The sequence below is a fragment of the Streptomyces sp. NPDC027189 genome (assembly GCF_055566975.1).
The window spans coordinates 1-1,287 of record NZ_JBVHRI010000091.1 but is presented as its reverse complement, the minus strand read 5'-3'; the positions used below and the strand labels follow the sequence as shown (position 1 = coordinate 1,287).

At 68.5% G+C, this 1,287-nt stretch carries 1 protein-coding gene; it reads right to left on the bottom strand.

Going from position 1 to position 1,287, the window contains the following annotated elements; translation table 11 throughout:
- The coding region (locus tag ACZ4RZ_RS50325) for an amino acid adenylation domain-containing protein (RefSeq protein WP_467754385.1) at positions 1 to 1,250 on the bottom strand (1,250 nt) is incomplete at its 3' end.
- Positions 1,251 to 1,287: the final 37 nt, after the last annotated feature.

Here is a 1,287-nt window from a genome sequence, read left to right as displayed (position 1 = left end):
TGGCCGGCCAGCACCGCCTCGATCTCACCGAGTTCGATACGAAAGCCGCGCAGCTTGACCTGGTCGTCGACGCGGGCGAGGTACTCCAGCTCACCGTCGACCGTCCAGCGGGCCAGATCACCCGTGCGATACATGCGCTGCCCCGGCGCGCCGAACGGATCCGCCGTGAAACGCTCCGCACTCAGCGCCGCACGCCCGTGATAACCACGCACCACGCCCTCACCCGCGATATACAACTCGCCAGGCACCCCCGCCGGAACCGGCCGCAGCCCCGCATCCAGCACATACACCTGCGTATTGGCGATCGGCCGGCCGATCCGCGGCGCACGCACCGACCCCCCGCTCATCTCCCACACAGTCGACCAGATCGTCGTCTCCGTCGGCCCATACAGGTTGGTGACCGACACAGCGTGCTCCATGAGCGCACCCGCCAGGTCCGCGGGCAACGCCTCACCACCCACCAACACCCTCACACCGCTGAGCACCGACGCGTCCTGGGCCAGCACCGCCCGCCACAGACTCGGCGTCGCCTGCATCACCGACACCCCAGCCGAACGAGCCAACCCGCACAACGCGGCCGGATCACGCACCACATCACGCTCCGCCACCACCACCGCCGCACCACTGAGCAACGGCACAAACAGCTCCAGACCCGCAATATCGAACCCGACCGTCGTCACCGCCAACAACCGGTCCCCGTCCGCCAGTTGGAAACGGTCCCGCATCGCCACCAGGAAATTCACCAACGGCCCCTGCGGCACCACCACACCCTTCGGACGCCCCGTCGACCCCGACGTGTAAATCACATACGCCGAGTTACGAGGATCGTGAGCGGCGCGTGCCGTGACGTGCGGGTCGGCGAGCGCGGTACGAACGCCCGGGTCGTCGAGGTGGATGCGCGGAGTCCGCACCGTCGCGGGAAGGTACTGCTCGGACTCGGTCGTGGTGAGGACGAGGACGGGCGCGGCGTCCTGGAGCATGTACGCAAGACGATCCGCCGGATACTCCGTGTCCAACGGCAGATACCCCGCCCCCGCCTTCCACACCGCCAACAGCGCCACCACCAGATCCACCGACCTGGGCAGCGCGACAGCCACAAACCGCTCCGGACCGACACCACGACCGACCAGCAACCGCGCCAGCCGCTCCGCACGCGCATCCAACTCCCCGAACGACAGGCACACCTCACCCGCCACCACGGCCTCGGCATCCGGCGTCCGCGCCACCTGCTCCTCGAACAGCTCCACCACCGAACGCCCCGGCACCTCACACGCCGTGTCATTCCAG